This is a genomic window from Microbacterium sp. TWP3-1-2b2 (assembly GCF_049896145.1).
Lineage (GTDB): Bacteria > Actinomycetota > Actinomycetes > Actinomycetales > Microbacteriaceae > Microbacterium.
Genome location: NZ_JAFCTS010000002.1, coordinates 68,856 through 95,629, shown reverse-complemented (window position 1 = coordinate 95,629; position 26,774 = coordinate 68,856). Strand labels below are relative to the sequence as shown.

Here is a 26,774-nt window from a genome sequence, read left to right as displayed (position 1 = left end):
GTACTGACGTCAGTACGACGGGGTCTCGTCGATAAAGCGGGGTCTCAAGAAGGTCGCAGGTCAGCGGGCGGAGACGTTCCCGAACAGCTTCGCGATCGGGGCCAGCACCATCGGTCGTGCGGCGACCCACGCGGCGGCGATCACGACGAGCGATGCCACCAGGAACCAGAACCCGGTCCAGTTGTCGGCGTAGGCATTCGGGTCGACAGAGCCCTGCGCGGCGTACATATGGTTGAGATTTCGCAGCGCGCCGGTCGCGAACACGAGGAACACGTGGATCGCGATGAACACCACGAAATACAGCATCACCGGGAAGTGCAGCGCGCGCGCCCACTCGACCGGGTACGCCTTGTTGAGCCTCGCGGCGTTCTTCGGCCAGATGCCACTCATCCGCGCGCCGGTGATGGCGGCGAGAGGCGCGGCGATGAAGATCGTCGTGCCATAGGCGAGTTGCTGGAGAGAGTTGTAGTTCACCCAGCCGTTCTCGGTCGGCCAGTCCAGCGACACGTACTGCAGCGCGGCCGACAGCGCGTTCGGGAAGACGTCCCAGCTGGTGGGGATCACGCGCATCCACTGCCCTGTCGCGAAGAGCAGCACGACGAAGACGATGCCGTTGATCAGCCACAGGATGTCGAGCGACTGATGGAACCAGAGCGTCAGGCTGATCTTGCTCTTCTTGTTTCCGCGCGCAGTCCAGAACGCGGTGGGGCGTTTGTCGTGGCGCACGCTGAGACCTGAGCGGATGATCAGCACCATCAGGAACACGTTGAAGAAGTGCTGCCAGCCGAGCCAGCCGGGGAAACCGACCGGCGCGCCCTCTGGGAGGTGGTACTCGCCAGGGTAGGTCTGCAGGAAGTCCTGCATGCCCGACAGGCTCAGCAGCCAGCGCACGAAGAACACGGCCATCGCTGCGGCGCCGAGCAGACCGATACCTCCGACGATGACGACGCCTGCCCACTGGGCCTTGGTGAACGGTCCGATTCGCTTCGGCTCCGGTGCGGGCGCGGGGCGTGTGAACGCGTTCTTGCCCGCGAACACCGTGCGCTGGAACAGCAATGGACTGCTCACGTCGACCGGCGCCAACGTGGTCGACGGGGCCGCGGAGACGGATGCTGCGACCGCAGTCTCTTCGGCTGTTTCGGTCGCGGCTGCTTCGCTCCCTGAGCTTGTCGAAGGATGCGAGACGGCAGCGGCCGCAGTCGTTGCTGCGACGCGAGTGCCAGCCGGCGGCCACGGTTCAGCGCGGGGGGTGCGCGGCAGGCCACGGCGCAGTGCCGTGCCGTCGGAGGAGGCTTGGGGCCGGTCAGGAGCCGCGCTCGACGTCGCAGTCGCAGCGACAACGGGAGAGGCGACCGGCTCAGCCCTCGCGGACGCTGCGACCGGCTCAGCAACCGCTGAAATCGAGGAAGCTGCAGTCGCCGCCGTTCGCGCTGTGGCATCCGCCGGCGGCCATGGCTCACCACCCGGCGTGCGAGGCAGCCCGCGGCGCAGGACGGAGCCGGCGGCAGCGGCATCGCCCTTCTGGCCGCCGGAAGCGCCATGGTGCGCTGAGCGTGCGGCCGCCCCGGACGCGTCAACCGGTTCAGCTGCCGGCTCGATTGCGGGAGCAGGTGCGCGCACCTCTACGGGCGCAGCATCCACCGGCCCGGCGTCGACATCGGAGCCCGAGCCTGCGGCATCCGCGACCTCGACGTCGCCGGCAGGAGGCCATGGCTCGCCACCGATCACGCGAGGCAGGCCGCGTCTGAGCATCCGCGTCGCCATGGCTACTTCTTCCGCGCTTCGAGCGCCTCGACCACCTGCGGCACGATCTTGAACAGGTCGCCGACGATGCCGAAGTCAGCGACGTCGAAGATCGGCGCCTCGGCGTCCTTGTTGATCGCGACGATGTTCTTGGCGGTCTGCATGCCCGCACGGTGCTGGATCGCCCCGGAGATGCCGACGGCGACATACAGCTGCGGGGACACCGAGACGCCGGTCTGACCGACCTGGTGCGCGTAAGGGATGTAACCTGCGTCGACGGCAGCGCGCGAGGCGCCGATCGCCGCACCCAAGGCATCGGCGAGCTGCTCGACGAGCACGAACTGCTCCTTCGAACCGAGACCCCGACCGCCCGAGACGACCTTCGTCGCGCCGCGCAGCTCCGGACGAGAAGACTCGGCCTCGACGATCTCGATCGAGCCTGCGGTCGCAGCGGCGGCACCGGATGCTGTCACCTCGAGCGCCTCGACGGTCGGCGATGCGACGGCCTCGGCACGAGTGTCGACGGCACCCTGGCGCACTGTGATGATCGGCGCACCGTACGTCGGCGCGGAGTCCACGAGGTACGCGCCGCCGTACACGGAGTGGTGCGCGACGATCCCCTCATCATCGCGGGAGACGCCGATCGCGTCCACCGACAGCGCGAGCTTCTCGCGCACCGCAAGGCGACCGGCGACGTCGCGACCGGCGATCGAGTTCGAGATCAGCACGGCGGCAGGCTGAACCTTCTGGTACGCGGCCTGGAGGGCATCGACCAATGGAACGGTGAGGGATCCGGCATCTGCATCAGCCGTCAGCACGACCGATGCGCCGGCCGCTGCCGCGGCATCCACAGCACGTTGCACATCCGCACCGGGCGATCCGGCAGGAACCAGCGCGACCGGGGATCCGATCGTCGACGCGGCACCGATGAGCGCAGCAGTCGAGCTCGCGGCGTCGCCGGCAGGCGTCACGTCCACGAGGACGAGGATCGAGTTCTCGGGGTAGCTCATCATCACACCAGCCTGTTCTGCACGAGGTATTCGACCAGCTTCGCGCCGGCGTCGCCCTCATCGGTGATCTTCACGCCTGCCGCGCGCGGGGGCTTCTCGGAGACCGTGGTCATGATCGTTCGTGGTGCCGCCGCAGGATCGGCAGAGACACCGAGGTCGTCGAGGGAGAGCACCTCGAGCGACTTCTTCTTCGCCGCCATGATCCCCTTGAAGTTCGGGAAGCGTGCGTCGGGCAATGCCTCGGTGATCGAGATCACCGCCGGGTACGAGGCCGACACGGACTGATTGCCCTCGTCGGCGGCGCGGGTGCCGGAGACACCCTCCGCGGTGATCTCCACGGCATTGAGGGCGGTCGCCTGCGCGTAGCCGAGATGCTCGGCGAGCATGGCGGGGATGACGCCGCCTGAGCCGTCCGTTGAGAGGTTGCCGGTGATGACGAGGTCCGGCTCTGCGCGGCGGATGGCCGCGGCGAGCACCTCTGCGGTCAGCCCCAGGTCGGCGCCGACGAGTTGCTCGTCGACGACGTGCACAGCGGATGCCGCGCCGATGGCGAGCGCGCGACGAATCGACGCCGTCGAAGATTCCGGAGCCATCGCGAGGGCGACCACTTCGACGGAATCGTTCTTGTCGGCGTACGAAAGCGCGACTTCCAACGCGCGCTCTGTGATCTCATCCAGAACCACGTCGCCGGCCGCGCGATCGGCCAACCCGGTCTCCAGATTCAGCTTGCGATCGCCATAGGTGTCCGGCACCTCTTTGACAAGGACGAAGATCTTCATCGAATGCTCCTCACGACACGGCCGAGTCTATCCGCACTGCTCTCTATGTAGCCAAAACAGGTCATATTCTCCAAGTCACTCCCGGAATTGGCGACCTAATGTATACAGAGAGCGACATTCTTCGGTTCGACGCGCAAACGGTAGCGTAGAGTCGTGGCCCTTCCCCGTCCCCTTCCCACCGATCCGCTCGCCGAAGCGAAGCGCCAGTGGCTGGCGCACGGCTGGACGGATGCCGCCGACGGCATGACCGTGGTCACGTCGGTGATGCGGGCGCAGCAGCTGCTGCTCTCGCGAGTGGATGCCGCGCTCAAACCCTTCGGCCTCTCGTTCGCACGGTTCGAAGTGCTGCGCCTGCTCGCATTCAGCCGCACAGGAAGGCTGCCGCTGTCCAGCGTCGTGGCTCGTCTGCAGGTGCACGCCACCACGGTGACGAGCACGGCGGAGCGCCTCGTGCGCGACGGTCTCATCGTGCGCGAACCTCACCCGCACGACGGACGCGCCGCCATGCTTTCCCTCACCGACGACGGTCGTGCGCTCGTCGAGCGTGCGACGACCGCCCTCAACAGCGAGGTGTTCAGCCGCCCAGGGATGGACCCCACGGACGCTGCGGACCTCGTCGCGATCGTCGCCCGTATGCGCAAGAATGCCGGCGACTTCACTGAGCCGCGCCCGCAGCCGGATCCGCTGTGATGACTCCGCACCGCTGATGGCACAGTTCACGCTCGAGCGTGTCATCCGCATGACGCCTGCCGAGGTGTTCTCCGCGTCGATCGACCCCGCACTGCACGTCGAGTCCATGGCGCGATACGGCGAGATCATGGTCGAGGGTCCTGCCGGGGGCGTCTTCACCGAGGGCTCGACCGTGACATGGCGCGCGCGACACTTCGGGCTGCCGTTCCACCTCACCTCGACCGTCTTCGACATCGATCCGCCGCACCGGTTCCGCGACCGGCAGACGAAAGGTCCTTTCGCCGAGTTCCAACACGAGCACGTCTTCGACGAGCATCCACAAGGCACGCTCATGCGGGACACGATCACCTTCCGATCGCCGCTCGGCCCGATCGGCACGATCGTCGATCGGTTGTTCATGCGCGCGTATATGCGTCGCCTCATCGACGAGCGCAACGCGGTGCTGCAGGCATATCTCGAGGGATGACCGCGCCCTGCACCTGACCGCCCCGAAACCGACAATGCGGCGCGAAACCGACCGCGGCCATGTCGGTCTCGTGCCGCAGACTCGGTCTCGAAGACCGACGAGCCCCGCGCTACGCTGACGCCATGACCGAGTTGCATCTGAAGACCGTCCTGGTGGGTCGCAGCCCCGCAGCCGCGATCTTCCTGACCGACGAGCAAGTTGCGTCCCTCGGGGCAGGCAAGGCGTTCCCTGTGGTGGTCGACTTCGGCGATCGCAGCATCCGGCTTCGCCTTTCGCGCATGGGTGGCGAGAATGCGATCGGATTCAGCAAGGCCTCCCGTGCAGAGGCAGACGTCGAGATCGGCGAGGAGATCGAAGTGACGATCTCAGTCGACACCGAGGAACGCGTCATCGAGATTCCGCCGGCGCTGGCCGAGGCACTGGATGCCGACCCCGCCGTCCGCGCGGCCTTCGAGAACCTTCCGCCGTCCAGGCGGAAGGAGATGGCACGCCAGATCGCCGAGGCGAAGGCCGAGGAGACCCGTGCGCGCCGCCTGGAGAAGATCATCGATTCGCTCGGCGAGTAGCACCGACCACGACACCGACGTCACGGCACGAGACCGACCGTCGCCATGTCGGCCTCGTGCCGCAGACTCGGTCTCATCTGTTGGTGAAGGCAGGGCTCCGCTTCTCACGGAAGGCGGCCATGCCCTCCTTCTGGTCAGCGGTGTCGAACAGTGCGGCGAACGCCTGCTTCTCGTGAGCGAGCCCTTCGGCCAGCGGCGTCTCCATTGCAGCATCCAACGCGGCCTTCGCGGCATAGAGGCTCGGCAGCCCCTTCGAGGCGATCGTGTCGGCGAGCGTCGTGGCCTCGACGAGCAGATCGGATGCCGGCACCACCCGCGACACGAGCCCGGCACGCTCCGCCTCTTCGGCTCCCATCATCCGGCCGGAGAGGATGAGTTCGGCGGCCTTGTAATATCCGACCGCACGGATCAGACGCTGCGTGCCGCCCATCCCGGGGATGACGCCGAGGTTGATCTCGGGTTGACCGAACTTCGCGTTGTCCGCGGCGAGGATGATGTCGCACATCATCGCCAGCTCGCATCCGCCGCCGAGGGCGAACCCGCTCACGGCAGCGATCACAGGAGTGCGGACGGCGGCGAAGTCGCTCCACGCTCCGAAGTGATCGGTCGCCTGCATGTCCGAGGCCGACATCGACTCCATCTCCTTGATGTCGGCGCCGGCGGCGAACGCCTTCTCCGAACCGGTGACGACGATCGCGCCGATGCCGTCATCGACGTCGAACGCGACGGCCGCGGCGGTGACCTCCTGCGCGACCTGCGAGTTCAGTGCGTTCAGGGCCTGCGGCCGGTTCAGGGTGATCCAGCCCACGCGTCCGCGCTGTTCGACCAGGATCGTCTCATATTCGGTCATCTGCTCCCTTTCAGCGAAACGTCTCCGACGATCATCACACCTGTCCGTCGCGGATGTCGGTGATGATGCCGGAGAAGTCCCGCCCACCGCCGGAGCCCGCGGCGAATGCGGCATAGATCTCCTGCGCGAGGCGCCCCATCCTCGCATCCGTCGACGTCTGATCGATCGCCTGCAGGGCGAGGCCGAGGTCCTTCGCCATCAGCGCCCCTGCGAAGCCCGGCTGGTAGTCGCGGTTCGCAGGACTCGTGGGTACTGGACCCGGTACAGGACAGTTGGTCGTCAGCGCCCAACACTGACCAGAGGCGTTCGCCGCCACGTCGTACAGCGCATCATGGGACAGCCCGAGACGCTCGCCGAGCACGAAGGCCTCACCCACCACGATCTGCGACACCGCAAGGATCATGTTGTTGCACACCTTCGCGGCCTGCCCGAGTCCTGGTCCACCGCAGTGCACGATGCGTTTGCCCATCGCCTCGAGAAGCGGGAGAGCTGCGGCGAAGTCTTCGTCGGATGCTCCGACCATGAACGCCAGCGTCGCGTTCTCCGCTCCGACCACTCCACCGGAGACCGGAGCATCGATGTTGCGGTGCCCGGCGGCGATCGCGAGAGCGTGCGCCGCCTGTGCCTCATCCACTGCGATCGTGGACGACTCGATGAACAGTGTGTTCGGTCGGGCCGCGGCCAGGAGGCCGCCCTCATAGGCCTCGATCACGTGCTTGCCCGCCGGGAACATCGTGATCACGACATCCGCATCGGTCGCGGCATCCGTTCCCGATGCGGCGAGCGGCACGCCACCCGCCGCCGCGGCCTCCCGCGCAGCAGGCATGACGTCGAACCCGGCCACGTCGTGTCCTGCCGCCTGCAGGTTGCGCGCCATCGGCAGGCCCATGTGCCCCAGCCCGAGGAATGCGATCTTCATGACGCCGCCTTGAGGGCGTCGCGTCCGACGATCATGCGCATGATCTCGTTCGTCCCTTCCAGGATCTGGTGCACGCGCAGGTCTCGCACGACCTTCTCGATCCCGTAGTCCTGAAGGTACCCGTAGCCTCCGTGCAGTTGAAGAGCATCATTGGCGACGCGGAATCCGGCATCCGTGGCGAATCGCTTCGCCATCGCGCAGCGAACGGTCGCATCATCCGCGCCCTCGTCGACCGCGCGGGCGCCATCCTGCACGAGCAGCCGCGCCGCATGCAACTCGGTCTCCATGTCTGCGATCGCGAACACGATGCTCTGCTTCTCGGCGAGAGCCTCACCGAACGTGAACCGTTCGTGCACGTAGCGACGCGCCTGATCCAGCGCCCAGCGGGCACCGCCGAGCGAGCAGGCCGCGATGTTGAGTCGGCCGCCGTTGAGCGCCGACATCGCGATCGCGAAGCCCTGTCCTTCGACGCCGAGCAGAGCGGATGCCGGCACCCGCACCTCATCGAGGATCACCTGCCGCGTCGGCTGGGCATGCCAGCCCATCTTCTTCTCCGGCGCCCCGAAGGACAGTCCGGCGGCATCACCGGGGACGAGGAATGCCGAGATCCCTCGGGCGCCCGCCTCGCCCGTGCGCGCCATGACCACGTACACCGCAGCCTCGCCGGCACCGGAGATGAACTGCTTGACACCGGTCAGCACGTACTCGTCGTCCTCACGGATCGCACTCGACGCGATGGCAGCAGCATCGGACCCGGCACCGGGCTCGGTCAGGCAGTAGGCGCCGAATCCGGTCATGGCGGTGAGCTCTGGCAGCCATTCACCTCGCTGCGCATCAGAGCCGTACGTGTCGAGCATCCAGACGACCATGTTGTGAATGGAGATGTACGCGGCGACTGCGGGGTCGCCCTTCGCGAGCTCTTCGAAGATCGCGACGGTGTCGACTCGCGTGAGACCGGTGCCGCCGAACTCCTCGTCGACGTAGATACCGCCGAGGCCGAGGTCGCCGGCACGCTGCAGCGCCTCTCGGGGGAACACATGGTTCTCGTCGCGTTCAGCGGCGAACGGTGCGAGTTCGGCCTCGGCGAATTCGCGGACCGCGTGCAGGATCGCTGCCCGCTCCTCGTCGGTGGTCGTATTCGTAAGCATCGTCATCGGGGATCCTCTCGCCTTGTGGGCAGATCAGTGATGTGGTCGGTTTCAGTGCATGGTCGGGATGACGAAGCTCGCGCCGTCGCGCACGCCGTGCGCGGGCCAGCGGCTCGTCACCGTCTTGGTCTTCGTGTAGAAGCGGAATGCGTCTGCGCCATGCTGGTTGAGGTCTCCGAAGCCGCTCCGCTTCCAGCCGCCGAACGTGAAGTACGCGATCGGGACGGGGATCGGCACGTTGACGCCGACCATGCCGACGTTCACTCGTGCGGTGAAATCGCGCGCGGCGTCGCCGTCTCGCGTGAAGATCGCGACACCGTTTCCGAACTCATGATCGGATGCCATTGCCAGCGCCTGCTCGTAGTCCGCAGCGCGGGCGATCACGAGCACCGGCCCGAAGATCTCCTCACGGTAGATCGACATGTCTGTGGTGACGTGGTCGAAGAGAGTCGGGCCGAGATAGAAGCCCTCCTCATGACCGGCGACGGTGAGCCCCCGGCCGTCGGCGAGCAGTGTCGCGCCCGCATCGATGCCCTGCTGGATGTAGTCCTCCACGCGCTCGACGGCCGAGCGCGCCACGAGCGGCCCGTAGTCGACGTCATCTGCAAGAGCTGGTCCGACGCGCAGTTCACCGACCCTCTCCGTGAGCTTCGCGGCGAGCGCGTCGGCCGTCTCATCGCCGACCGGCACCGCGACCGAGATCGCCATGCAGCGCTCGCCCGCCGAGCCGTAGCCGGAGCCGATCAGGGCATCGGCGACCTGATCGAGGTCGGCATCAGGCATCACGATCATGTGGTTCTTCGCCCCGCCGAAGCACTGCGCACGCTTGCCGTGCGCAGTCGCGGTCGAGTAGATGTACTCGGCGATCGGCGTCGATCCGACGAACCCGACGGCCTGGATGCGCGGGTCGGTCAGTAACGTGTCGACCGCCTCCTTGTCACCGTGCACGACATTGAAGATGCCTGCGGGCAGGCCCGCTTCGAGGAAGAGCTCGGCGAGACGCACCGGCACCGACGGGTCGCGCTCACTGGGCTTGAGCACGAACGCATTGCCTGCGGCGATCGCCGGTCCGGCCTTCCACAACGGGATCATGGCCGGGAAGTTGAACGGGGTGATGGCTGCGACGACGCCGAGCGGCTGGCGCATCGAATAGACGTCGATTCCGGTGCCGGCCTCGGTCGAATACTCCCCCTTGAGAAGGTGCGGTGCGCCGGCGGAGAACTCGATCACCTCCAGCCCTCGCTGAATGTCACCTCTCGCGTCATCGACCGTCTTGCCGTGCTCACTGGAGAGCAGTCTGGCCAGCGAGTCCATGTCGCGGTGCACGAGGTCGAGGAATCGCAGCAGCACTCGCGCCCGCTTCTGGGGATTCGTCGCCGCCCAGGCCGGTTGGGCGGCCTCGGCATCGTCGATCACTCGACGCACCTCGCCGGCCGAGGCGAGCGGCACCTGGGCCTGCACGCTGCCGATGCTCGGGTCATAGACGTCGCCGAAGCGACCATCCTTAGGTGTGAGAAGCGATCCGCCTACGAGATGGGGGATTATACGAGTCATTATGCGATGTCCCTTCGCGCCTTCATTGGCACGATGAACAGATTACTCTGGCATCCGTCGATTTACTAGGGCATCCATGTATTCGCCGAGCAGAGGTCCAGCCATCCGATCGCCTGTGCGAGAACGGTCGACGTCGCGTGTTCGGCGCCAGTTCACCATCCGGTCACCTTCGACACGTAGAACTGCAGGTGCGCGGAAGAACTCAGACCGGATCGGGTAGTCAGAACTTTCCGCGCACCGGTGAGCACAGCTCCCGAGACCCCCGCCGAATCGGGTCGGCGGGGGTCTTTCCTTTCACGGCCGGATTCTGGTCTCGGCGCGACCCGCGGCCTGAGCGGGCGCGCCGAAGCATCGGTGCCCGTGCCCTCGACGTAGCGTTCGACCATTTCACCGCGACGCGGAACCCCTCGACATGCGTGACGGTCTTTTTGCTACGTCCACTGACGCGCTTGTCCACTGGGCTCAGTCGAGCCCGAGCACGGTCTCCACGAAGTGGGTGAGTCGCACAGCGGCGGCCTCATCGCGAACCGGCAGCAGCGGAATCTCATCCGTGACGACGCTGAGCCCCGCGTGCACCAGCACCGCCGCTTCACGTCCGCCCAGTTCTGGGCGCACGGCCTGCAGCAGGGCCGTCCAATCCGCCACATGCGCGCGCTGCATCGCACGGAGGCGGCGCTGATCCTCTGGCGCCAGATTGCCGAGCTCGGAGAAGTAGATGCGCATGAGCGCGAGGTTCTGGAAGGAATGGTCCACGCACGCTCGGCAGAGGCGTCTGAGCGCCTCATCCGGCGAGCTCGCCGACTCGCGCACGCGCAGTACTGCCCGCTCCAGCGCCACTGCCGCGCGATCACAGGCGGCGAGCAGCACTGCGGGCTTGCCGTCGAAGTGCCGGTAGACACCCGATGGGGTCAGGTCGACCTCGACCGCGAGGTCTTCGATGGTGACCTCGTTGTACCCACGGGCTGCGAACAGCCGGACGGCGGAGTCGACGAGCTGCTCGCGGCGACCGGCACCCGCTCCGATGCCGACGACTCCAGCGGCGGTGTCGGCGACGAAGTCGCCACCCTGGACCGTCGACGCACTGATCTCGGGGTCGATGTCGAGCAGGCGCCACGACGCCCCCTTCAGGAGCGTGCGCAGACTTCGTGCCGCCACGACCGTACGATGCGCTGTGATGCTCGCGACGACGCTGAGCGAGGCGAGGACGATGAGTCGCCGCTGCTCGTCCGAGATCTCCGGCCGGTAGACCCGGTGCGGACGCTCGAACCGTTCACGCAGCAGACGGAACTGGGCCGTCAAGTCCTCACGGTCGGAACGTTCGAGGTAGCGGCCCTCCCAGCGGTAGATCCCCCCGATCGCACGGAGGTCTGCCGTCGTGGAGATGACGGCATCGAGCAGAGCATCGAGCGCGACGCGAGCATCGGCGGCGTTCTCGACCGGCCGCTGCGCGGCATCCTCGGTGGCCTCGATCAGCTGCTGCACCAGGGCGAATGCAGTGCGGACGAACAGCGCGTACTTGTTCGGGAAGTGCCGGTAGAGGGCGGGCGCCGAGATGCCGACCGCATCCGCGATGTCCTGCATGCCCACCGCGTGGTAGCCGTTGCGCGCGAACGCCCCGGCTGCTGCCTCTTGGATATGACGCTTGCGGTCACGCGGGCGGGTGCGATTCGCAGGTGGACCGTCGGTGCGGATCATGATCGACAGCCTACCCGCCGGGATTCTCGCATCCGTTGCGATCTGATGTGACCGACGATTAACTTCCCGCGTCATAGGCATGTGAATAAGTGTTAACACGATTCGTGACGTCGAGGGCCGCGGACGAAGACGGTGCCCTGTACTACTTCGCACTGGAGCGAGTCGACGACCGTGCGGTCGCCACACCCTGAATCACCCGACGTCGCCGTGATGCTGGCCACGCTGGGCTCGGCCGCATCCCTGGCAGACGGTTCGGCTGAGCCTCGAAGCAAACACGAAACAAACCCCGCATACACTCGGATCCGCCACAAGCACGCTTAACTCCGAGGGGCCCACCATGTCCAGCGTTCCGATCACCGTCTCCATCCGACGCGAGGTGGACCCCGCGCGCATATCCGAGGCGACAGCCTGGGTGCAGACCGGCGTCAATCTCGCGAACAAGCACCCAGGATTCCTGGGCTCGGGGTGGGTGCGCGCCGGAGAGGACTCGCAGCTCTGGCACATGCTGTACCGATTCGCCAGCGTCGAGACGCTCGATGCATGGGAGCAGTCGCCGGAGCGCACGTGGTGGCTCTCGATGGGCGAGGGTTTCGTGCGCAGCGAGCATGCGCGCAGGCGCACGGGGATTGAAGGCTGGTTCGACGAGCCGGCGACGGGATCGATCCGGGTTCCGGATGCCGTCACCGTCGAGGATGCTCCGCCCGCACCGCCGCGATGGAAGCAGGCCGTCACGATCTGGCTCGGGTTCTTCCCCGTCAACCTGCTCTTCAGCCTTGCGATGACGCCGGTTCCGGGGTGGGGGGCGCTTCCGCTCTGGTTGCGGGTGCTCGCGACGACGATCGTGCTCACGCCGATCATGACCTACTGGGTGCTCCCCTGGGTCACTAGGGCGTTGCGCGGGTGGCTCGCGCGCTGAAAGACGAACAGCCGGAGGCTCTCACCTTCGGCCGCTCACTTCGATCTGATCAGTGGGGCATCAGTCCCAGGTGACGGTCGGAGTCTCCTGGGCGAAGTCGACCGACGGGGTGTCCATGTAGCCTCCGAACCAGACCTCGAACTCAGAAGTCGTGCCGTCCTTGGTTCCCTGCAGCGTCATGTCCACATCGGGGGTGTCGTACGTCGAGACGAGTGTGGGCGTGGAGTAGTCGACCTCCGGCACCATGCTGTCGAGTGTCGCCTGGCCGTCGCTGGTGATCGTCCGGGTGACGGTGCCGTCGACCGGCGTGTAGCCGCTGAGATCGATGTCGGTGATGTCCATGCCGCACGGCGTGGTGAGCGTCTTCATCGCGACGCACTCCTCGATCGCCGCTCGCACGAGCGATCGGAAGGTCGTGGCGCCCTCTTCGGTGAGCACGGGATAGATGTCCCAGAAGAGCTCGGTGTCGGCATCCGTCGTCAGGGTGAAGGTGTCCGTTTCAGCATCGAGCGCGAATTCCTCGTAGCCCAGCGCGAGCTGGTACGCACCCGGGAATAGCGAGGTCGAAGAATCCGCTGGTTCGGTGCCGTTCACCGTGAGACCGAGACCGTCGAAGTTCGACAGCGTCGCCATGACCAGGCCGTCGCTGATCAGCCATCCGTCGTCCGAGGAGCTGTACGCGGTGAACTCCCGCTCGATCGTCTCGGAGCCGACGGCGAACGAGGCAGAGATCGTCGCCTCGTACTCGGTCGCGTCCTCGGACTCCTCCACGACGATGTCGGTGATGGGGGCGAGCTCGAGCGAGGCTGCGAGCACCTCGTCGGTGAGAAGGCTGTCGTCGGCGTACGTCTCGACGAATGTGAGCGCCGTCTCGGCGTCGCCTTCGGACAGCGCCGTCAGGTACTTCTCCACCGCTTCTGATGCGGTCGGGGCAGCAGCTCGCAGAAGGTTCGGCACGATGACGGCCGCAGCGATCAGCAGCACGAGCACGGCGGCCCCACCGATGATGCCGAACAGCAGCCCCTTCGACATCGGCTTCTTCGGAGCGACGGGCGCTGCCGTGTATGCGCCAGGAGGATATCCGCCGGCGGGGTACCCCTGAGGCGCATTCGGATCGTAGGGCGGCGTAGCCTGATACGCGGCAGCGACCTGGTGCGCGGCCGCACCGGGCAGCTCGTGGCCCCCTGGAACAACCGTCGGGTACTCGGGCGCCTCACTCGCGGGAGCGACCACCGGCTCCGGCGCGGGAGTCGCGACGGGCTCCGGCGCGGTCGCGGAATCCGGCACAGCCTCCGACGGCGCAGCGGCTTCGGGTGCAGGATCCGGCGCTGCAACGTCCGATGAGAACGTACCGTCGAAGCCGTGCTGGCCCGCGGCTGCCTCGTTCCCGGGCTCGGGCACGATCGGCGGGTCGGTCTGGGGGTTCTCGGGTGTCTCGTTCGTCACGACCCCCATCGTATGGCCAGAACGAGAGGCCTCTCACGGGCAGAGGTGCCCGTGAGAGGCCTCGATCAGACCGCGCTGAACCGCCAGGACGCAGCGGCGACAGCTCCTGGATCGAGCACGATGAGATCGACCGTGGAGTTGAATGCATCCGGCGGGCACGTCATCGGCTCCACCGCCAGTCCGATCCGGTGGTTGTGGGCATCATCAGGAAGGTCGGCCGTGTGAACCTGAACCCACGGGCAGCTCTCGTCCCAGGTCAGTGCGACACCGTGCCCGTCCCGCGCCACCACTCGCACCTCGGCGATGCCGTCGGCACGTGAGAGTTCGGTGAATGCATGGTCGATGAACACGTCGCCGATCCGCCGAGGCGAACGGAAGTCCCATTCCGGATGCTGGTCGACCGGCTCGACCGCCACCGGGCTCAGCCGGTCGGGGGTGACGGTGAGCACTTCGGATGCCGGCAGCGTGAGCGTCCACTCGTCCACGCGTCCGTCTCCGCCCACCAGATACGGGTGAGGACCCGTGCCCCATGGCGCGGCATCCCCCCCGAGATTGCGCGCGGTGACCGTCTGACTCAGACCGTCCGGAGCGAGGCGGAATTCGACAGCGACCTCGACACGGAACGGGTAGCCGAGCTGCGGTTCGATCACTGCGACCAGTACGACCAGTTCGTCTTCCACGACGCGGTCGGCGAACTCCGCCCACGCCAGCAGACCGTGCAGCGCGTGGCCGCGGGCAGGCTCCGTGAGCGCCAGCTGATGCACGTCACCGCCGAAGGAGTACGTGCCGTCGACGACGCGGTTCGGCCACGGCGCGAGCGTGGCGCCTCGATACGCGGGGCGCACCTCGTCGGCATCGAAGGGCACGATGAGGTCGCGGCCGTCGTACGTGAGCGCGCGCAAAGTGGCGCCGACGCTCGCGATCACCGCTTCGTAGCCGTGCCCGACCAGCGTCAGCTGCCGTCCGGATGCGTCCACACGCTCAGCAACCGAGGCCATCACAGCCCCTGCGCGAGGCGGTAGTACGCCTGGTTCCAGCGCACCTGCTTCTGGAACTCCGGCAGAGTGGTGTCGTCGTCGATCACGAGCAGCTCGACCTCTGCCATCTCGGCGAAGTCGCGGAACGCCTCCAGCCCGACCGCGGTCGACATGACCGTGTGGTGCGCTGCACCTGCCGTCAGCCAGGCTGCGGCGCTGGTGTTGAAGTCCGGTGCGGGTTTCCAGACGGCCCGGCCGACGGGCAGGTTGGGCAGAGCCGCCCGAGGCGCGACGTTCTCGACCACGTTCGCGGTGAGTCGGAATCGGTCGCGCATGTCGCTCATGGCCACGACGATCGCCGGGCCGGGGTCGGCGGTGAAGACCAGGCGCACCGGGTCGTCCTTGCCGCCGATGCCCAGGGGATGGATCTCGAGCGTGGGCTTCGAGGTGGTCAGCGACGGCGAGACCTCGAGCATGTGGGCGCCGAGGATGAGCTCGTCGCCCGGCGTCATGTCGTAGGTGTAGTCTTCCATCAGGCTGGCGCCACCCGGCAGGCCGGCACCCATGACGTTCGCGATGCGCACGAGCACGGCGGTCTTCCAGTCGCCCTCTGCGCCGAAACCGTATCCTTCGGCCATCAGCCGCTGAACCGCGAGGCCCGGCAGCTGCTTCAGCGCACCCAGGTCTTCGAACGATGTGGTGAAGGCGCCGAAACCGCCCTCCTCGAGGAACGACCGCAGCCCGAGCTCGATCGCTGCGCCGTCACGCAGCGACTGGTGCCGCTCTCCCCCGCGACGAAGTTCGGGGACCACCTCGTAGAGCTCCTCGTACTCGGCGACGAGCGCGTCGATGTCCGATTCGGATGCCGCGGCGACAGCATCCGCCAGCTCGTTCACACCCCAGGTGTTCACCTGCACGCCGAAGCGCAGCTCCGCCTCGGTCTTGTCGCCCTCGGTGACGGCGACGAAGCGCATGTTGTCGCCGAAGCGCGCGAGCTTGAGGCTGCGGGATGCTGCGAGCCCGGCGGCCGCGCGCTGCCAGGTGCCGAGCTCCTTCTGCACGCGCGGGTCACTGGCGTGGCCGACGATGGTCTTGCGTGGCACCCCGAGACGGGTCTGGATGTAGCCGAACTCGCGGTCGCCGTGCGCGGCCTGGTTCAGGTTCATGAAGTCGAAGTCGATGTCGGCCCATGGCAGCTCGACGTTCGCCTGCGTGTGCAGATGCGCGAGCGGCTTCTGCAGCGCATCGAGGCCGGCGATCCACATCTTCGCGGGGCTGAAGGTGTGCATCCAGGCGACGAGTCCGATCACCCGGTCGTCGGCATTGGCCTCGAGCGCGATGCGCTTGATCGCTGCGGAGTCTGTCAGCACCGGCTTCCAGACGATCCTCACCGGTACGTCGGCGGCAGCATCCAGGGCCTCCGCGATCGAGCGCGACTGCTCGGCCACCTGCGCGAGAGTCTCGGGTCCGTACAGGTGCTGGCTACCGGTGAGGAACCAGACCTCGTAGTCGTCGAGGGCGGTCTTCAGCGGAGTACGGGTCATGGGGGTTCCTTCAGAGGGAGTCGATCGCGGCGGACTCGATGGCGAGGCCGGCGCGGTAGCGGGTGAGGTAGGTGGCGAAGCCGGCGGCGTCGGCGGGGTCGGGTGCGACGGTCGACAGGGGTGCCGCAGCGAACACCTGCTCGTCGAGGTATGCCCCGAGCGTCTTGTCGTCCGATTGCGCGAGGTACGAAGCCAGCACGGCGATGCCCCAGGCTCCGCCCTCGGATGCGAGTTCGCCGACGGCGACCGGCGCTCCGAGAGCGCCGGCGAGGAAACGCTGCGCCACACCCGCCGTGCGGAACATGCCACCGTGCGCGAACATGCGGTCAAGGCCGACGCCCTCGGCCTCGAGCACCTGCATGCCGAGGGCAAGAGTGCCGAACACACCGTAGAGCTGGGCGCGCATGAAGTTCGCGAGCGAGAAGTCGCTGTCGGGCGTGCGCACGAACAGCGGTCGGCCCTCGGAGAACCCCGCGATCGGCTCACCGGCGAGATGGTTGTACGCCAGCAAGCCACCGGCATCCGCTTCGCCATCGAGCGCTTCGCGGAAGAGAGCGTCGAACACCGCGTCATCGTCGAGCGGCTGACCGGCGGCTGCAGCGAACCGCGCGAACAGGCCGGCCCAGGCCGCGAGTTCGCTGGCGCCGTTGTTGCAGTGCACCATCGCGACGGCGTCCCCAGCCGGAGTCGTCACGAGATCGAGCTCGTGATGCACACTTGCGAGCGGTCGTTCCAGCACCACCATCGCGAATATGCTCGTCCCGGCCGAGACGTTGCCGGTGCGAGGAGCGACGGAGTTCGTCGCGACCATGCCGGTGCCGGCATCGCCCTCGGGCGGGCAGAACGCGATGCCTGGGCGCAGTGCGCCAGTCGGATCAAGAAGCGCCGCCCCCTCGGCGGTGAGCGTCCCCGCCGCTGCACCCGCAGGGAGCACGCGGGGGAACAGATCGCCGAGGGGCGCGGGAAGACGGTCGGCTGCGAGGACGGAGTAGGCGTCCAGCATCCCAGCGTCGTAATCGCAGGTGGCGGAGTCGATCGGGAACATGCCGGACGCATCACCGACGCCGAGGACCTTCTCGCCGGTGAGCTTCCAGTGCACGTAGCCGGCGAGGGTCGTGACGAAATCGAGTTGCGGCACGTGCTGTTCTTCGTCGATCACCGCCTGGTGCAGGTGTGCGATCGACCAGCGCAGCGGGATGTTCACGCCGAGCAGACCAGTGAGCTCTGCGGCCGCGACACCGGTGTTGGTGTTGCGCCAGGTGCGAAAGGGCACGAGCAGGTCGCCGGAGGCGTCGAAGGCGAGGTAGCCGTGCATCATCGCCGAGATACCGATGGCACCGAAGCTCTCCGGTCGTACGCCGTGCCGCTGCTCTGCGTCGCCGACGAGGTCGGCGACCGCGGCTTGCAGTCCCTTCCACACCTCATCCAGCGCATATGTCCAGAGTCCGCCTTCGAGGCGGTTCTCCCACGCGAACGATCCGGTCGCGAGCACCTCGGTGGCATCGGTCCCGATCAGACACGCCTTGATGCGGGTCGAGCCGAGTTCGATGCCGAGGCTGGTGCGGCCGGCGGCGATGTCGTCACGAGCGCTCATCGCCTGGAGTCCTCACTCTGGCCGTACACGTTCTGGTACCGGTTGAAGAGACTGTCGATCGCGTCCTGCGGGATCGGGATCGTCGGCCCCGCTTCGCGGGCGTAATGCACGGTGCGGGCGACGTCTTCCACCATCACTGCGGCCTTCACGGCATCCTTCGCATCGGTGCCGATCGTGAAGGGTCCGTGGTTCTGCATCAACACAGCACGTGAGCGGTGGCCGGTGAGCGTCTCGACGATGCCACGACCGATCGAATCGTCTCCGATGATCGCGAACGGACCGATCGGGATGGGACCGCCGAACTCGTCAGCCATCGCCGTGATGACGCAGGGGATCTCCTCGCCGCGCGCTGCCCACGCTACGGCGAACGTCGAGTGCGTGTGCACGACGCCGCCGACCTCCGGCATGTGGCGGTACACATAGGCGTGGGCCGCCGTGTCGCTGGACGGCGAACGATCACTGCCCGCACTGCCGATGATGACGTCGCCGTCGAGGTCGCACAGGATCATGTTCTCCGGCGCGAGGTCGTCGTAGCTCACGCCGGACGGCTTGATCACGAACAGATCGGAGCCGGGAACCCGGCCCGACACGTTGCCACCCGTCCAGACCACCAGCCCGTTGCGGACCAGCTCGCCGTGAAGGGCTGCGACGTCGGCACGGACTGCCGCGATGGCCGACTCGACCTCTGGGCTGAATTCGGGGGCTTCTTCGCTCACGTGTTCCTCATCGATGTCTCACCCTGACTGTGACCGGTCACAGTCAGAGTCTCAAGTGTATGTGCGGCTGTGTTGTACGGTCAACCCGTGGGCGATCCCCCGCCCTCGATCACGAAGGTGCGCGAGAGTGCTCGAGAGGCGTGTCGTGCGGCGGAGCCACCGAGCGACGCGAGACCAGCACCGGCGCGACGGGTGCGAGACCGGATGCCGCAGCATCCGTCCCACCTGTCAGTGACGCGACAGCACGACGGGCGAGCTCCTCGAAATCCTGCCGCACAGTGGTGAGCTGCGGCCAGTAGAACGCCGCATCGGGGACGTCGTCGAAGCCCACGACGCTGATCTCCTCCGGCACGGTGACACCCGCCTCGTGCAGACCTCCGAGAAGCCCCAGCGCCATCTGGTCGTTGGCCGCGAACACCGCCGTCACGCCGGCGGCCAGCAGCGTTCCGGTCGCCTCGTATCCGGAGCGCGCGGTCCAGTCCCCCACCAGGACCAGAGCGGGGTCAAGGCCCCGACGTGCAAGCTCTGCCGCGTATCCGTCCGCGCGGGACTCGGCCTCCAGCCAGTCCGCAGGGCCGGCGAGGTGTGCGATGCGCCGGTGTCCGGCATCCGCCAGTGCCGCGACGGCGAGGCGCGCGCCGGCGGCCTGGTCGACCGAGAGTCCACGGGGCCCGCGCCCAGCGGAATGCAGCGTGAGGACGGGGACCCCGACGCGAAGGGTGTCGAGTGCGCGAAGCGTGCGCGCGTGCGGGGCGACGACGACGATGCCCTCCACACCCTGCGCGATGAGGTGCTCGACGGCCGAGACGACCGACGCGTCGTCTCCGGCGTCGGCGAAGGCCGCACTCACCCAGTACCCGGCCGCTCGGGCCGCATTCTCGATCGCGGCGATGCTGCGCGAAGGCCCGTACTGCAGCGCATCCGACGCGAGCACGCCGAGCGTGCGGGAGCGGCGCGTGCCGAGCGCACGCGCCGCATTGTTCATCCGGTATCCGAGCTCGTGCATGGCCTGCAGCACGCGCGCCTTGGTCTCCGGTGCGACATCCGGGTGGTCGTTCAGGACGCGTGACACGGTCTGCCTTGAGACTCCGGCGAGCGCAGCGACGTCACGGACGCCGACGGCGCGCGCACCACCTGTCGGACTGCTGCTCGACTCGCTCACGCCGACGAGTGTACGGCGTGCACCGCGGACGGAGGCCTCGCGGCCTATCCGCCGCAGGCTTTTACATCGTGGTAATCCTCTGATTCAGCGCCAGCGCGACTAAACTGATCGCATGACAGCGCCGGCGCCGCCCCCTGCGACGATGAAGGATGTCGCCGCTCTGGCCGGCGTCTCGCAGAAGACTGTGTCGAACGTCGTCACGGGGGCTGTCCCCGTCCGCGACGAGACCAGGACCAGGGTCGAGGCGGCCATGCTGAAACTCGACTTCGTTCCCAATCTCAGCGCCAGAGGGCTGCGCAGCGGACGCTCGGGCACCATCGCCCTCGCCCTTCCGGATCTGGCCACCGCGTACTCGGCCGAACTGCTGCATCGCATCGTCGATGCCGCGCATGGACGCGGGCTGGCCGTGCAGATCGAGGAGACCGCCGCGACTCCCGAGAGGGAGCGGGAACTGCTCGCGCGCGCCCGCTCCCATCTGATCGACGGCCTCATCCTCAATCCGATCCGACTCGAGGACAGCGTCATCCGCTATGCGGACCGCCTGCCACCGCTCGTCGTGATCGGTGAGGTTGAGCAGAATCGCGCTGACCACGTGCGCATCGACAGCCGACTCGCGGCCGCGGATTCCACTCGTCACCTGCTGACGCGAGGCGCCAAGAGAATCGCGGTGATCGGCGCCGACGACAACGCGTCGATCGCCACCGCCACGAGCCGGCTCCGTCTGGAAGGGGTCCACGACGCTCTGCGCGAAGCGGGGATTCCACGTGACCCGAACCTGGAAGTCCATCGCATGCCCTGGTCGATGGCATCGGGCGCCGAGGCCGCACGGACGCTGCTGGCTCGCGGGATCGCTTTCGACGCCGTGGTGGCGTTCACCGACTCGCTGGCGGTCGGTGCGCTGCACGCACTCCACGATCACGGCATCCGCGTACCGGACGACGTGATGATGACGGGCTTCGACGACGTCGAGATCTCCGAATACACCTCGCCCTCACTCACCACGATCGCCTTCGATCGCGGCGCGTTCGCAGAGGCCGTTCTCGATCTGCTCGAGTCCAGGATGATCGATCGCACGACGGCGCCACGATCCCTCACCATTGCGCACCGCGTCGTGGAACGAGCGAGTACCGCACGGACCTGAGCCGCCCTCGCACCTTTGAGGGGCGGACCACCGATCTTCGGCGTGTCCTTGCGTCCTGATTACTGCGATGTAATCATGTAGACGCCAACCCCGGTCACGAAGGAGTGACGATGACACCCCCGCTCAATCTGTCCCGCCGACAGTTTCTGACTGCCAGTTCGCTGGCCGCCGGCGCAGCCCTGCTCGCAGGATGCGCTCCCGGCCCGGCGAGCGGCGCCAGTACCCAGACACTGCAGTTCTGGCACCTCCTGAGCGGTGGTGACGGCGTCACGATGTCGTCCCTGCTGGACGGAGTCAACAAAGCGCAGGACGCATATCGCATCCGCCCCACCGTGCTCGCGTGGGGGACGCCGTACTACACGAAGCTCGCAATGGCCGGTGCCGGTGGTCGTGCTCCGGATGTCGCGATCATGCACGCCACCCGCGTCAACGGCTGGGCCCCCGGTGGCCTGCTCGACGATTGGGATCTCGATCGGCTCGCGGAACTGGGCGTCGACGAAAGCGCGTTCCCGACCCCCATCTGGGAGAAGGGCTTCGTCGGAGACCGGCTCTTCAGCATCGCTCTCGACGCGCATCCGTTCGTCCTGATGTTCAACACCGACGTCTGCGACGCAGCCGGCGTGCTCGACACGGACGGGCGGTTGTTGGAGACGACCTCGCCCGACGAGTTCCTCGATCAGCTCCGCACGGTCAGCGGCTCGGCCGACGGGCACGCGCTGTCCTATGGCTACCTCGGCGACGGCGCGCAGATGTGGCGACTCTTCTACGGCCTGTATGCGCAGCATGGACTCGCGATGGAACTGCCTGTCGGCGGCAAGGCCGTGATCGACAAGGATGCAGCTGTCGAGTCCCTCACCTTCATGCAGTCCCTCCTCGACGGCGAGATCGCCGCAGCGCAGAATGATTACGGATCGGCGATCGCAGAGTTCGCCACCGGCAAGAGCGGCATGCTCATGACCGGCGTCTGGGAGCTGCGCACGATGCAGAACGCGGGTATCCCGTTCGACGCGACGATGATCCCGACGCTCTACGGCACCCCGGCCGTGTATGCCGACTCGCATTCGTTCGTCCTCCCCCACCAGGCGAATGCCGACGAGACCAAGCGCGATCTGACCTATCAGTTCGTGGCCGACGTGCTGAAGGGCTCGTTCGACTGGGCCGAAGCGGGACACATTCCGGCATTCCTGCCCGTCACCGAATCGCCGGAGTACGCCGATCTGATCCCCCAGTCGAATTATGCCGAGGCAGCGGAGCACGTCGTCTACGACCCGGCCGCGTGGTTCACCGGATCGGGCTCCAGCGTTCAGGAGGACTTCGGCGCCGCCGTGCAGGGTGTCCTGCTCAGCGGCGACGATCCGGCCGCGGCGATAGACCGTTTCGAGGCACGCGTGAACACCATGCTCGCCCAACCGAATCCTGCCGACCCCGAAGGGACGTGGAAGCCATGATGACCTCTGCCACCGCATCAGGTGCCGCCACGCGCACGATCGTCACCGGCTCCGCCTCGTCCGCCGTCCAGGTCCGCCGCGCGGGAAGCCGCAATCGTGAGCAGCTCATCAGCTGGGCGTTCCTCGCTCCGTTCCTGGTCGCCTTCGTGCTCTTCCTCGTGTGGCCGATCGCGCACGGGATCTACCTCAGCTTCACCGATCAGTCGCTGACGGGTGCAGGAGGATCGTTCGTCGGCTTCGCCAACTACGGCGAGGCACTGACGGATCCGGTGATGTGGCAGTCGATGTGGAACACCGTGTGGTTCACGCTGCTGTCCACCGTGCCTCTCGTCGTGATCGCACTGCTCATGGCGGCCCTCGTCGATCGCGGGCTGCCAGGCCAGTGGCTCTGGCGGCTCTCGTTCTTCATGCCGTATCTGCTCGCATCCACCGTGATCTCGCAGATCTGGGTGTGGATCTTCAATCCGCAGATCGGCGCGGCCAACAACATCCTGAAGGCCTTCGGCCTCGAACCGCTCGCCTGGCTGCAGAACCCCGACACCAACATGCTCTCGATCGTCATCGCGACGGTGTGGTGGACGGTCGGATTCAACTTCCTGCTCTACCTCGCGGCCATGCAGAACATCCCGCCGCAGCAGTACGAAGCGGCCTCGCTCGACGGCGCAGGCCCGTGGCGGCAGTTCTGGTCCATCACGCTCCCGCAGCTGGGACCCGCCACCGTGCTGATCCTGATCCTGCAGATCCTCGCCTCACTGAAGCTCTTCGATCAGGCGTATCAGATGCTCGGCGGGGTTGCGAGCGACACCACTCGTTCCATCGTGCAGTACATCTACGAAGCCGGCTTCGTCAACTACCGATTCGGCTACTCGGCCGCGATCTCGTACGTGTTCTTCGCCCTCATCGTCATCATCGGCGTCGCGCAGGCTCTGGTCTCGCGTCGCCGGAAGGAGCTGTGATGTCCACCGCCACTCTCTCGCAGACCGAGGCGATCATCGCACCAGGTGCGCAGCGCAACCGCCGTCCGCATCTGCCGGGCCAGAAGCCGTTCGGCCCACTGCGCGTCACCGCCTTCGTGGTGCTCGCCGTGCTCGCGATCGGCTGGCTGCTGCCGTTCCTGTGGGCGATCGCCACCGCGTTCAAGACCGAGACGGATGCCGCATCCGGCGATCCGTCGTGGATCGGCGCCACGGGGCCCACCGTCGAGGCCTTCGCGGCGATCCTCTCGCAGGGCAACGTGTACACCTGGGCGTTCAACAGCCTGTGGACGTCGGCCGCGGTCACACTCATCACTCTCGCGATCTCCGCACTGGCCGCCTATGCGTTCTCGCGGATGGACTTCACAGGGCGCAAGTGGCTGTTCATCGTGATCATCGCGTCGATCATCGTGCCGCCGCAGGTGCTGATCATCCCGTTGTTCTACCAGATGCTGACCTTCAACATGATCGACACGTACTGGGGTCTGATCCTGCCGCAGGTCGTGGCGCCGGCGATGGTGTTCATCCTCAAGCGGTTCTTCGACGCCATCCCGATCGAGCTCGAGGACGCCGCCCGTGTGGACGGCGCCAGCAGGTTCCGCATCTTCTGGTCGATCGTGCTGCCGCTGTCGCGTCCGATCCTCGCGTCGGTGGCCATCTTCGTTTTCATCGGAGCGTGGAACAACTTCCTCTGGCCGTTCCTGGTCATCAACGACACCACGCTGATGACACTGCCAGTGGGCCTTCAGACCGTGATCAGCGCGTACGGCGTGCAGTACGCGCAGGTCATGGCGCAGGCGGTGCTCGCCGCGCTCCCACTGATCATCGTGTTCATCATCTTCCAGAAGCAGATCGTCAAAGGCGTCGCGACCAGCGGCTTCGGCGGTCAGTAGTTCCCCCCAGCACCCCGGCAACTCAGCCAGAAACAAGGAGAGCAATGTCCCACGCCCGTATCACCATCGACCGCGACTACACGATCGCCGACGTGCCGCGCAGGCTCTTCGGTTCGTTCGTCGAGCACATGGGCCGCTGCGTGTACACCGGCATCTACGAGCCGGGACACCCGCAGGCCGATGAACGCGGCTTCCGCAGGGACGTACTCGCGCTCGTCAAGGAGATGGGGCCGACGGTCATCCGCTACCCGGGGGGCAACTTCGTCTCCGGTTATCTCTGGGAGGACGGCGTCGGCCCAGCGGCCGATCGCCCGACGCGCATCGACGGCGCTTGGCACACGATCGAGACCAACGCGTTCGGTCTGCACGAGTTCGTGGACTGGGCGCGTGAGGCCGACGTCGAGATCATGGAGGCCATCAACCTCGGCACCCGAGGCGTCGAAGAGGCGCGGGCGCTCGTCGAGTACGCCAACCACCCCGGTGGCACGTACTGGTCTGACCTGCGTCGCAGCAACGGCGCGGCCGATCCGTTCGACATCAAGCTGTGGTGCCTCGGCAACGAGCTCGACGGTCCGTGGCAGATCGGGCACAAGACGGCTGCCGAGTACGGCCGCCTCGCGCAGGAGACCGCCAAGGCGATGAAGCTGGTCGATGACTCGATCGAGCTCGTCGCGGTCGGCTCTTCCAACCGCGGCATGCCGACGTTCGGCACGTGGGAGCACACCGTGCTCACGCACGCCTACGAAGAGGTCGACTACATCTCGATGCACGCCTATTACCAGGAGCACGACGGCGACGCCGAGTCGTTCCTCGCCGAGGCCGTCGAGATGGACGCCTTCATCGAGGGCGTGGTCGCGACGATCGACGCCGTGAAGGCTGCGGGCAAGCACACCAAGCAGGTCGACATCTCGTTCGACGAGTGGAACGTCTGGTACCAGTCCGGTCTCGACACCGAGGACCAGCCGCATCAGGTGTCCAAGTCATGGCGCACGCATCCGCGCCTCATCGAGGACACCTATTCGGTGACGGATGCCGTCGTCGTCGGCACGTTCCTCAACAGCCTGCTGCGTCACGGCGACCGCGTGCGCATCGCCAATCAGGCGCAGCTGGTCAACGTGATCGCCCCGATCCGCTCCGAAGAGGGCGGAGCGGCGTGGCGGCAGTCGACGTTCTGGCCCTTCGAGCGGATGGCACGACTCGCCCGCGGGCAGATCCTGCGCCTGGCAGTCTCGTCGTCGCAGATCAGCACGAAGCGCTACGGAGATGTGGATGCCGTCGACGCGGCCGCGACGTGGGACGAAGAGACCGGCCGCTTGGTCGTGTTCGTCGCGAACCGCTCGCTGGACCAGTCGAACGACCTCACGATCGACCTGCGCGGGCTGGGTGAACTTCGAGTGCGACAGGCCGAGACGCTGACCGTCCCGGAGGACGGCGACCGCCACACAGCGAATCTCGAGTCCACGCCGGACGCCGTGCGCATGGTGCCACTGGCCGCCGCTGAGGTCGTCGAGGGTGCTGTCCGTGCCACGCTGCCGCCGCTGTCGTGGTCGGTGATCGAACTCGGCTGAGTCGCCCCGCCTGTTCGAGTCGCGCCCGTCGATGCATCCCAGCCGGGTGCAGCGCGGGCGCGACTCGAACTGCCTGAGGGCGAAGGCCTTCCGTTGAGGGCTTCTCATGCCAGTCTGGGGACATGCGCATCGCACTGACCGGATCATCCGGCAAACTCGGCACCGTCGTCGCTCGTGAACTTCGCGCGAAGGGCTACGACGTGATCGGCATCGACGTCGCCGGCGAGCGCGGGCCGTCCTTCGTGCAGGTCGATCTGACCGACTACGGCCAGGTCATCGACGCGCTCTCGTCCGTCGGCGACCGACACGACGGCGTTGACGCGGTCGTGCACCTCGGGGCGATTCCCGCGCCAGGCATCCGCAGCGACGTCGCCACCTTCCACAACAACATGCCCGCCACATTCAACGTGTTCTGGGCCGCCGTCCGTCTCGGCATCCGGCGGATCGTCTACGCATCCAGCGAGACCGTCCTCGGCCTGCCGTTCGACGCGCCGCCGCCCTACGTACCGGTCGACGAAGAGTATCCGGCGCGGCCGGAATCCGTGTACTCCCTGGTGAAGACGCTCGAGGAGCAGTTGGCGGGTGAGCTCGTACGCTGGCATCCCGATCTCTCGATCACCGCGCTGCGATTCTCCAACGTGATGACGCCGCAGGACTATGTCGAATTCCCTTCCTTCGACGCCGATGCGACACGGCGCAAGTGGAACCTGTGGAGCTACATCGACGCCCGCGACGGCGCTCAGGCCGTGCAGCGGGCACTGGAGGTCGCCGCCCCGGGTTTCGACCGGTTCATCATCGCGGCGGCCGACACCGTGATGTCGCGCCCGAACGCAGAGCTGCTCGCGGAGGTCTTCCCTGATGTGCCTGCCTCACGCGAGTTCGGACCGAACGATACGCTGCTTTCGATCGACAAGGCACGGCGCGTCCTCGGGTACGAACCGCAGCACTCCTGGCGCGAGCACGTGTAGTCGCACG

General features: G+C 67.0%; 24 protein-coding genes. 10 read left to right on the top strand and 14 right to left on the bottom strand.

Features of this window, described 5'->3' with window-relative positions:
* Positions 1 to 60: 60 nt before the first annotated feature.
* From ACP7AR_RS15935 to ACP7AR_RS15925, 3 genes are read right to left on the bottom strand one after another with little or no spacing between them, the layout of a single operon-like run.
* Complete coding sequence (locus tag ACP7AR_RS15935) at positions 61 to 1,764, bottom strand: cytochrome b/b6 domain-containing protein (protein WP_426187988.1); 1,704 nt, start codon at positions 1,762 to 1,764, stop codon at positions 61 to 63.
* Positions 1,765 to 1,766: 2 nt separating this feature from the next.
* Positions 1,767 to 2,756 carry an electron transfer flavoprotein subunit alpha/FixB family protein gene (locus tag ACP7AR_RS15930; RefSeq protein ID WP_426187986.1) on the bottom strand — a complete coding sequence of 330 codons (990 nt, stop codon included), beginning with the start codon at positions 2,754 to 2,756 and terminating at the stop codon, positions 1,767 to 1,769.
* Positions 2,756 to 3,532 carry an electron transfer flavoprotein subunit beta/FixA family protein gene (locus ACP7AR_RS15925; protein WP_426187984.1) on the bottom strand — a complete coding sequence of 259 codons (777 nt, stop codon included), beginning with the start codon at positions 3,530 to 3,532 and terminating at the stop codon, positions 2,756 to 2,758. Before ACP7AR_RS15925 ends, ACP7AR_RS15930 begins: the two co-directional genes overlap by 1 nt.
* A gap of 153 nt (positions 3,533 to 3,685) precedes the next feature.
* On the opposite strand from ACP7AR_RS15925, the gene ACP7AR_RS15920 reads away from it, so the two are divergent.
* From ACP7AR_RS15920 to ACP7AR_RS15910, 3 genes are all read left to right on the top strand, one after another.
* Complete coding sequence (locus tag ACP7AR_RS15920; RefSeq protein ID WP_426187982.1) at positions 3,686 to 4,222, top strand: MarR family winged helix-turn-helix transcriptional regulator; 537 nt, start codon at positions 3,686 to 3,688, stop codon at positions 4,220 to 4,222.
* Between the two features lie 16 nt (positions 4,223 to 4,238).
* Complete coding sequence (locus ACP7AR_RS15915) at positions 4,239 to 4,688, top strand: SRPBCC family protein (protein ID WP_426187980.1); 450 nt, start codon at positions 4,239 to 4,241, stop codon at positions 4,686 to 4,688.
* A gap of 122 nt (positions 4,689 to 4,810) precedes the next feature.
* Complete coding sequence (locus ACP7AR_RS15910) at positions 4,811 to 5,254, top strand: YdeI/OmpD-associated family protein (protein ID WP_426187978.1); 444 nt, start codon at positions 4,811 to 4,813, stop codon at positions 5,252 to 5,254.
* 73 nt (positions 5,255 to 5,327) lie between these two features.
* Here ACP7AR_RS15910 and ACP7AR_RS15905 read toward each other — a convergent pair whose 3' ends face one another.
* The 5 genes from ACP7AR_RS15905 to ACP7AR_RS15885 all read right to left on the bottom strand — a co-directional run bounded on the left by ACP7AR_RS15905 (position 5,328) and on the right by ACP7AR_RS15885 (position 11,420).
* Positions 5,328 to 6,104 (bottom strand): enoyl-CoA hydratase-related protein, encoded by a 777-nt coding sequence (locus ACP7AR_RS15905; protein WP_426187976.1) that lies wholly within the window; start codon positions 6,102 to 6,104, stop codon positions 5,328 to 5,330.
* 34 nt (positions 6,105 to 6,138) lie between these two features.
* Complete coding sequence (gene mmsB, locus ACP7AR_RS15900; protein WP_426187974.1) at positions 6,139 to 7,023, bottom strand: 3-hydroxyisobutyrate dehydrogenase; 885 nt, start codon at positions 7,021 to 7,023, stop codon at positions 6,139 to 6,141.
* On the bottom strand, positions 7,020 to 8,177 hold the full coding sequence (locus tag ACP7AR_RS15895; protein WP_426187972.1) for an acyl-CoA dehydrogenase family protein: 1,158 nt from the start codon (positions 8,175 to 8,177) through the stop codon (positions 7,020 to 7,022). Before ACP7AR_RS15895 ends, mmsB begins: the two co-directional genes overlap by 4 nt.
* Positions 8,178 to 8,222: 45 nt before the next feature.
* Complete coding sequence (locus tag ACP7AR_RS15890; RefSeq protein WP_426187970.1) at positions 8,223 to 9,725, bottom strand: CoA-acylating methylmalonate-semialdehyde dehydrogenase; 1,503 nt, start codon at positions 9,723 to 9,725, stop codon at positions 8,223 to 8,225.
* A gap of 462 nt (positions 9,726 to 10,187) precedes the next feature.
* Positions 10,188 to 11,420 (bottom strand): TetR/AcrR family transcriptional regulator, encoded by a 1,233-nt coding sequence (locus ACP7AR_RS15885; RefSeq protein WP_426187968.1) that lies wholly within the window; start codon positions 11,418 to 11,420, stop codon positions 10,188 to 10,190.
* Positions 11,421 to 11,757: 337 nt separating this feature from the next.
* Here ACP7AR_RS15885 and ACP7AR_RS15880 point away from each other — a divergent pair, with 337 nt between their 5' ends.
* Positions 11,758 to 12,336 carry an antibiotic biosynthesis monooxygenase gene (locus ACP7AR_RS15880; protein ID WP_426187966.1) on the top strand — a complete coding sequence of 193 codons (579 nt, stop codon included), beginning with the start codon at positions 11,758 to 11,760 and terminating at the stop codon, positions 12,334 to 12,336.
* A gap of 60 nt (positions 12,337 to 12,396) precedes the next feature.
* On the opposite strand, the gene ACP7AR_RS15875 is transcribed toward ACP7AR_RS15880, so the two are convergent.
* The 6 genes from ACP7AR_RS15875 to ACP7AR_RS15850 all read right to left on the bottom strand — a co-directional run bounded on the left by ACP7AR_RS15875 (position 12,397) and on the right by ACP7AR_RS15850 (position 19,775).
* Complete coding sequence (locus ACP7AR_RS15875) at positions 12,397 to 13,782, bottom strand: hypothetical protein (RefSeq protein WP_426187964.1); 1,386 nt, start codon at positions 13,780 to 13,782, stop codon at positions 12,397 to 12,399.
* Positions 13,783 to 13,847: 65 nt separating this feature from the next.
* Positions 13,848 to 14,780: an aldose 1-epimerase family protein gene (locus ACP7AR_RS15870; protein WP_426187962.1), complete on the bottom strand. Its 933-nt coding sequence runs from the start codon at positions 14,778 to 14,780 to the stop codon at positions 13,848 to 13,850.
* Entirely contained in the window at positions 14,780 to 16,303 is a 1,524-nt protein-coding gene (gene araA / locus ACP7AR_RS15865) for an L-arabinose isomerase (protein WP_426187960.1), read from the bottom strand. The genes ACP7AR_RS15870 and araA overlap by 1 nt, the downstream gene beginning before the upstream one ends.
* Positions 16,304 to 16,313: 10 nt before the next feature.
* Entirely contained in the window at positions 16,314 to 17,897 is a 1,584-nt protein-coding gene (locus tag ACP7AR_RS15860) for a xylulokinase (protein ID WP_426187958.1), read from the bottom strand.
* The gene (locus ACP7AR_RS15855) at positions 17,894 to 18,613 is read right to left on the bottom strand and encodes an L-ribulose-5-phosphate 4-epimerase (RefSeq protein WP_426187956.1); all 720 of its coding nucleotides are present in this window, start codon (positions 18,611 to 18,613) and stop codon (positions 17,894 to 17,896) included. Before ACP7AR_RS15855 ends, ACP7AR_RS15860 begins: the two co-directional genes overlap by 4 nt.
* A 109-nt stretch (positions 18,614 to 18,722) precedes the next feature.
* On the bottom strand, positions 18,723 to 19,775 hold the full coding sequence (locus ACP7AR_RS15850) for a LacI family DNA-binding transcriptional regulator (RefSeq protein ID WP_426187955.1): 1,053 nt from the start codon (positions 19,773 to 19,775) through the stop codon (positions 18,723 to 18,725).
* A gap of 112 nt (positions 19,776 to 19,887) precedes the next feature.
* Here ACP7AR_RS15850 and ACP7AR_RS15845 point away from each other — a divergent pair, with 112 nt between their 5' ends.
* From ACP7AR_RS15845 to ACP7AR_RS15820, 6 genes are all read left to right on the top strand, one after another.
* Positions 19,888 to 20,916, top strand: coding sequence for a LacI family DNA-binding transcriptional regulator (locus ACP7AR_RS15845; protein ID WP_426187953.1), 1,029 nt, complete (start codon positions 19,888 to 19,890; stop codon positions 20,914 to 20,916).
* Positions 20,917 to 21,026: 110 nt separating this feature from the next.
* Positions 21,027 to 22,364: an extracellular solute-binding protein gene (locus ACP7AR_RS15840; RefSeq protein WP_426187951.1), complete on the top strand. Its 1,338-nt coding sequence runs from the start codon at positions 21,027 to 21,029 to the stop codon at positions 22,362 to 22,364.
* Positions 22,364 to 23,320: a carbohydrate ABC transporter permease gene (locus tag ACP7AR_RS15835; protein ID WP_426187949.1), complete on the top strand. Its 957-nt coding sequence runs from the start codon at positions 22,364 to 22,366 to the stop codon at positions 23,318 to 23,320. The genes ACP7AR_RS15840 and ACP7AR_RS15835 overlap by 1 nt, the downstream gene beginning before the upstream one ends.
* A complete protein-coding gene (locus tag ACP7AR_RS15830) occupies positions 23,320 to 24,231 on the top strand; it encodes a carbohydrate ABC transporter permease (protein WP_426187947.1) in 912 nt (303 codons plus the stop codon). The genes ACP7AR_RS15835 and ACP7AR_RS15830 overlap by 1 nt, the downstream gene beginning before the upstream one ends.
* A gap of 44 nt (positions 24,232 to 24,275) precedes the next feature.
* Complete coding sequence (locus tag ACP7AR_RS15825; protein WP_426187945.1) at positions 24,276 to 25,799, top strand: alpha-N-arabinofuranosidase; 1,524 nt, start codon at positions 24,276 to 24,278, stop codon at positions 25,797 to 25,799.
* Between the two features lie 122 nt (positions 25,800 to 25,921).
* The gene (locus ACP7AR_RS15820; RefSeq protein WP_426187943.1) at positions 25,922 to 26,767 is read left to right on the top strand and encodes an NAD-dependent epimerase/dehydratase family protein; all 846 of its coding nucleotides are present in this window, start codon (positions 25,922 to 25,924) and stop codon (positions 26,765 to 26,767) included.
* The last annotated feature ends 7 nt before the right edge of the window (positions 26,768 to 26,774 follow it).